Consider the following 6182-nt stretch of genomic DNA (forward strand, 5'->3'; position numbering starts at 1 on the left):
GACGTCAGCCTGGAGACGTTGAACGAGCTCGGACTGCGTCCCGACCGTAGTTACGCGAGCGCCGGCAAGCCCTTTCGGGCAGCTTTCCGGTACGACGTACAGCGCCGATCGTGCGAGTGCGGTCGGTGACCCTGCTGTCCGACGCCGGCCGCCTCTGAATCGGCCTGATACAGCCATCGGGCTCTGCGTGAGTGGGACGCCGTGAGTAACCCGGATCCCATGGAAGCTCGCCCGGGAACCCCTGCGATGGGGGGTACGCGGATGGGCCTGCACCACCGACGCCAACGCCGTGGTGGAGATCCTGTCGGCGGAGGAACGCGGCACCCCACTGACCCGGGCCGCGCTCGGCCGGCGATTCCTAGCTGCGCTGCGGACCGGACGGCGTCGCCGCTGCTCACGACGATGCCGTCCGGTTCCGGCGGACCCGTGCCCGCGGGCCGGCAAACCCGCGGCCGCCGGCCCGCCGGCTCAGCGGCTCAGGACTGGGCGTTCTGCCACAGGCCGACCGTGTTGCCCTCCGGGTCGGTGAAGTAACCGACGAAGCCGTAGGTGCCCACCGGCGTGCGGTCCTGGACGCGCTTGCCACCGAGCTCCTCCACCCGGGCCAGCGCCTGGTCGATGTCGGCGACCTCGACGGTCACCACCGGGGTGCTCACCGCGCCGCCCCGCACGGTGGCGCCGCCGTTGATCGTGCCCGGCTCGGTGGGACGGCCGTAGTCGTTCGAGGGTGCGGTGGTCACGGTCGCCGTACCGGGTACGCCCTGGCCGGTGAATTTCCAGCCGAACGCCTCAGCGTAGAAGGTGCCGGCCCGGTCGAGGTCGTCGGCCGGTAGTTCGAAGTGCACGACGCTGCCGAGTGCCATGGAGATCTCCTTGGGTAAGTGGGTGGACGGGCTTACAGGTGCCGGGCCTCGGCGAGGGCAGCGGCCAGCCGGACCGAGTTCACGGTGGCGTGGGCGGTGTCGTAGAAGAGCAGGTCGTTCTCGGCGATGAAGCCGCTCTCCCGCCGGCTGCGCTCGATCCCGGCCGCGGAGAGGGTCGCTGTGAGGATGAAGGTGAGCCGCCCCTGCTCGTCCTCGCCGATCCCGTTGGTGATCGTCGTCAGGTCGGGGTTGTCCAGCTGAGTGAAGATCACCTGACGCTTCGGCTCGACGGTCACCCGTTCGCGCACGGTGACCGCGTCACGCAGCACGATTCGGCGGACGAATTCGTCGCCGTTGCGCTCGATCACCTCGGCGCCGGTGATGGAGGGAACGTACGACACCGGATTCTCGGCCTTGTGCAGCAGCAATTCCCAGAGCTGATCGATCTTGATCTCAGGATGGTCGGCGCGCTCGTCATTGACGAGGACCGTGTGGGAGAACGTAACCATCGCGCGCGCCTTTCGTCGGACTGTCCGGTCGTGGTGGCCTGCGAGAACCATCTCGTGCCGGGCTCGGGCCGGTCATCCCGCATTCCCGGGATATCTGTCCCGCGCCGCTGTACCGGGCGGCCGGTGAAATCACGACAACGCGTGATGAAAGGCGGCCGGGCCGCCCGAAGGATGAGCAGCGGTGGTCGTGTCTCATTCAGTTCGGAACAGGAAGCGGGTTCTCCGATGAGTTCTGCAAGTGTCGGCGCGAAGGCGCAGGCGCCCCCGGTCGTCCGGCGTGGCCCCTGGGCCGTCTTCTGGGTCCTGGCGCTCATCGAGTTCATGTCCGTCATGGACGCCTCGGCGGTCAACATCGCGCTGCCGCACATCAGCGACTCGCTCGGCTTCACCCCCACGACGATCGCCTGGGTGGTGGACGCGTACCTGGTCGGCTTCGCGGGCTTCATGCTGCTGGCCGGGCGGGCCACCGACATCGTCGGCCGGCGCCGGCTCTTCATCGCCGGCGTCGTGGTCTTCACGCTCTTCTCGCTCGCCTGCGCGATCTCCACGGAGCCGTGGCAGCTGGTGGTGAGCCGGCTCTTCCAGGGTCTGGGCGCCGCCCTGGTCACTCCCGCCGCGCTGGCGCTGATCACCGACATCTTCCCGGAGGGCCCGAACCGCAACAAGGCGATCGGCATCTTCAGCGGCATGGCCGGCGTGGCCGCGCCGGTCGGCCTGGTGCTCGGCGGCCTGCTCACCACCGCCGCCTGGCAGTGGATCTTCCTGATCAACCTGCCGATCGGGCTGGTCGTGCTGGTCGCCAGCCTGCGGCTGCTGCCGTCCACGCCCGGGGGCGCGCGGGAACGCCTCGACGTCTTCGGCGCCGTCGCCGCCACCGGCGGTCTGATCCTGCTGATCCTCGCGACGGTCCGGGGCAGCGCCCAGGGCTGGGCCTCGGCCCTCACCATCACCGAGTACGCGGCGGCCGCGGTGCTCATCGTGGCGTTCGTCGTACGGCAGCGCCGGGCCGTTGCCCCGCTGCTGCCGACCGCGCTGTTCGACCGGCGCAACGTCGTGGTCGGCAACATGATCTTCACGCTGGTCGGGACCGTGCTGATCTCGACCTTCTTCGTCATCACGCTCTTCCTGCAGCAGGTCCGCAACTTCGACTCGCTCGCCGCGGCGCTGATCTACCTGCCGGTGCCGGTGGCGATGCTGATCGGCACCCAGGTGGCCCCCCGGGTGCTGCGGTTCGGCCCGCCCAACGCGCTCGCCGCCGGCCTGCTGATCCAGGCGGCGGCCCTGGCCGCCTGGGCCACCCTGCTCAGCGACGAACGGTCGATCGTGGTGGCCTTCGTGGTGCCCGCGGCGGTGTGGGCGTTCGGGCTCGGCATGTCGATCGTCTCGTCGTTCGTCGTGTGCACCATGGGCATCGACGGCCCGATCGCCGGAGCGGCAGCGGGCCTCGCCACCACCACCTATCAGGCGGGTGGCGCGCTGGGGCTGGCCGTGCTGGCGGTGGTGGCCGACAGCCGGACGCGAGCGGTCGCCGGGGAGCTGAGCCCGGCCGACGCCCTCGTCTCGGGCTACTCGGCGGCGCTGTGGTGCGCCCTCGGGGCCACGCTGCTGGGTGCCGTGCTGACCCGCTTCATCGTGTCGCGGCGGGCCTGAGACCGCTGGAGGACGAGGCCGCCTCACGGTCGTTCTCCAGCGCCAGCCGGGTCAGCTCGACCCGGCTGGACACCCGCAGCTTGGCGAAGGCGTGGCGGATGTGGCTGTCCACGGTGTGCCGGGACAGGAAGAGCTGGGCCGCCACCTCGCGGTTGGTCCGGCCCTGGGCCACCAGGCGCACCACCCGCAGCTCCGACTCCGTGAGGCTGCCCCATCCGCTCTTCGGCCGGCGGGCCGTGCCCCGTCCCGCCGGCCGGCCCGACCGGGCCCGCCGCAGGCGCCCCTGCAGCCGCTGGACGTCGCGGTGCGCGCCCGCGTCGGCGTACAGCGACAGCGCCTGCTCGAACAACGCGGGCGCCGCTGCGTCGTCGCCCCGCGACCGCTCGGCGACCGCCTGATCCTCCAGCGCCGAGGCCCGGCACAGCGGGCGCGGGCTCGTCCGGTACGCCGTGACGGCCGCGCGCAGGGCGTCGAGGTCGTCGTGCAGCAGGCCCTCGGCGTGCAGCGCGGCACCGTTGAGCGACACCACCCCCGGATTGCGGTCGGCGACCCGGCGGGCGGCGGCCACGACGCTCGCGGCATCGTGCCGCGCACCGACGGCTAGGGCGAACCGGGTCAGCGACGCGGCCGCGAGCGGTTCGTGCACGAGCAGGTAGGGACGGTCCCCCAGGATCGGATAGAGGCTGCCGAGAGCCTCGAACGCGGCTTCCGGGCGGCCGTCGGCGTCGTGGTACAGCGCCGTCTCCCACTGCACCTCCTCGTCGGTGGCGCACACCCCCGTGTCGAGGTAGTGCCGGGCACGGTCGAGATGACGCAGTGCCGCCGCCTGGTCCTTGCGGCGTACCGCCAGGTGGGCGAGCGTGGCGAGCAGCGCCGGGGCGCAAGCGGTGGCACCCAGCTGCTCAGCGGCGAGCAGGCCCGCCTCGGCCGCCGCTTCCGCATCGCCCAGCTGACCGGTGGAGAGCAGCAGATCGGCCTGGAACAGCTGGGACAACGGACGCGACCACACCGTGCCGAGCTGGTCGGCGATCCGGCGGTCGGCCTCGTAGACGTGGCCGGCGCGGTCCGTACGGTCCAGGGCGACCAGGGCCCGGCCCAGCCAGAGCCGCGGATGGCGGTGCGGGGCCTCGCCGCGGACCCGGTCGGCCAGGGTCACGGCGTCGTCGGCGTGGCGCAGCGCGAGGTCGAGCTCACCTCGGGCGTACGCGACAGCACTCTGCGCGGCGCCGCCCAGCACCACGGCTGAGTGCGTACCGCTGAGCCCGCCCTGCTCCACCGCCCCGGCCGCGGCCCGCTGGGCCGCGTCGAGCTCGCCGACCTGCAGCAGGCCGTGGGCCTGCACGCCGAGCAGGCGGGCCTGATCCTGGGTCGGCACGCCCTCGCGGCACAGCGCCCGCTCGATGTACGCGACCACCTCGCGGTCCTGGCCCGCGTGCTTGAGCGCCTCGGCCAGGCCGAGCAGGATCGCGGCCTCGTCCGGCGCGGACAGCCCGCAGCTGAGGTAGATGTCGCCGAGCTTCTGCGCCTCGGCCAGCCGCCCGGCCGAGGCGAGCAGCCGGATGGCGTCCGCGATCAGCTGCAGCCGGCCCGGGTCGTCGCTGCGCAGCAGGTCGAGGGTCTGCATGATGAGGTCGGCGGCGGCGCCGGGCGCGGAGTGGGCGACCTCGTCGATGGCCGCCCGCAGCAGCTCCATGGACTGGGGGTCCACCTGCTGCGCCCCGTGCACGAAGTGCTCGGCGATCTCCGCCGCCGGGCGCCCCTCGTTGCGCAGGACCGTGACCGCCTCTCGGTGCAGGGCCTGGCGGGCGGACCCGGGAAGTCCGTCGTAGACGGCCTCGCGGATGAGGTTGTGCCGGAACCACAGCGAGCTGCCGCTGTCGACGAGCGTGCCGGCGTCCACCGCGTCGCGGGTGGCCCCGAGCAACTCGGCGGTGGGCTGGGCGAGCAGGCCGGCCACCTCGTGCAGGGTGAACGGGCGGCCCAGCACGGCACCGGCCTCCAGCAGCCGGCGGACGTGGGCGGGCAGCTCGCTGAGCCGGCGGTCCACGGTGGTCACGAAGCTGGCGGGCAGCGGACCCTCGGAGACCTCGGCGAGACCGCCGGCCCGGTGGATCCGGCCGGTCGCCTTCAGGGTGGTCAGCAGCTCCTCGAGCAGGAAGGGGTTGCCGTCGGCGCCGTCGGCCAGGGCGAGCACGCCCGGCCCGGGCCGGTCGCCGAGCACGTTGGCGCAGAACTGGGCGGCGGCCGGCGGGTCCAGCGGCTCCAGCGGCAGTGACCGTGCACCCTCGTCGATCAACCAGTCCACCATCGCGGCGGCCGGGGTGCGGGAGATGTGCGAGCGCCGCGCGAGCAGCCACAGCACCGAGGACGACTGCAACGCGGGCACCATCACCCGCAGCGCGAGCGAGGTGAGCTCGTCCACCCACTGGATGTCGTCGATCGCGATCACCAGCGGCCGGTCCCGGCAGAACTGCTCGACCCGCTCGCTGAGCTGGTCCACCAGCCAGAACTTGGCGTCCGGGTGCCGGGTGATGTCGGCCATCCGGGTCTCGTCGAGCACCGGCGGATGCGACGTGCGCAGCGCGGCCAGGAAGGTGGTCAACGGCGCCACCCGGTCCAGCTCGGTGGTACGGCCGGCCGCGACGGTGATCCCCCGCTCGCCGGCCGCGGTGACCGCGGCCGTCAGGACGCGGGTATTGCAGATCCCCGCGGGGCCCTCGATGACCAGGCACCCTCCCGTGCCGCCGGCCAGCGCCTCCAGTGCGCCGTCGAGCGCGGCCTGGGTGTCGTCGCGGCCCACCAGCGGGAAGGGACTTGGCATGATCGAGCGCCTCTCGTCGTGCCGGCACCGGGCCGACAGTCCCGGCGGCACGAGACCGAGCCGGCGCGCGCCGAGGACCGGTGCCGTCTGTGGCTGACGGCAGCGGAACGGCACCCGACGCCACCGCCGGACGATGGGTCCGCCGGCAGGAGTAACCGTCCCGTCACGTGTTGCAGCCTACGTTGCGCGGCCACCGATTAAACGGTCCCCCGTCGGGTCCCGCCCGGCGGGCCGGCCCGCGCGGGGGGGCCCGGCGGGGCCCCCCCCTCACCGCGGGGGCGCGCGCCGCACGGGGGGCGCGGCCCCGGGGGGGGGGGGCCCCCCCGCCGATAACAAAGA

The 6182-nt window shown here is 73.1% G+C and carries 4 protein-coding genes; 1 reads left to right on the plus strand and 3 read right to left on the minus strand.

Going from position 1 to position 6182, the window contains the following annotated elements:
• Positions 1 to 476: 476 nt before the first annotated feature.
• Both AB0C29_RS28970 and AB0C29_RS28975 read right to left on the minus strand, forming a co-directional pair.
• A complete protein-coding gene (locus AB0C29_RS28970) occupies positions 477 to 863 on the minus strand; it encodes a VOC family protein (protein ID WP_360826497.1) in 387 nt (128 codons plus the stop codon).
• A 32-nt stretch (positions 864 to 895) separates the two neighbouring features.
• Positions 896 to 1372: an AtaL-like protein gene (locus AB0C29_RS28975; RefSeq protein WP_360826500.1), complete on the minus strand. Its 477-nt coding sequence runs from the start codon at positions 1370 to 1372 to the stop codon at positions 896 to 898.
• Between the two features lie 225 nt (positions 1373 to 1597).
• Here AB0C29_RS28975 and AB0C29_RS28980 point away from each other — a divergent pair, with 225 nt between their 5' ends.
• Positions 1598 to 3022 carry an MFS transporter gene (locus AB0C29_RS28980; protein ID WP_360826503.1) on the plus strand — a complete coding sequence of 475 codons (1425 nt, stop codon included), beginning with the start codon at positions 1598 to 1600 and terminating at the stop codon, positions 3020 to 3022.
• Here the strand turns inward: AB0C29_RS28980 and AB0C29_RS28985 are convergent.
• Entirely contained in the window at positions 3000 to 5843 is a 2844-nt protein-coding gene (locus AB0C29_RS28985; protein ID WP_360826507.1) for an AAA family ATPase, read from the minus strand. The two genes, AB0C29_RS28980 and AB0C29_RS28985, sit on opposite strands and share 23 nt — an antisense overlap.
• Positions 5844 to 6182: the final 339 nt, after the last annotated feature.

Source organism: Actinoplanes sp. NPDC048791, assembly GCF_040650095.1.
Classification (GTDB): domain Bacteria; phylum Actinomycetota; class Actinomycetes; order Mycobacteriales; family Micromonosporaceae; genus Actinoplanes.

Coding starts and splice junctions, on each gene's coding strand:
- AB0C29_RS28970 (WP_360826497.1), bottom strand. CDS start 863: ATGGCACTCGGCAGCGTCGTGCACTTCGAACTACCGGCCGACGACCTC.
- AB0C29_RS28975 (WP_360826500.1), bottom strand. CDS start 1,372: ATGGTTACGTTCTCCCACACGGTCCTCGTCAATGACGAGCGCGCCGAC.
- AB0C29_RS28980 (WP_360826503.1), top strand. CDS start 1,598: ATGAGTTCTGCAAGTGTCGGCGCGAAGGCGCAGGCGCCCCCGGTCGTC.
- AB0C29_RS28985 (WP_360826507.1), bottom strand. CDS start 5,843: ATGCCAAGTCCCTTCCCGCTGGTGGGCCGCGACGACACCCAGGCCGCG.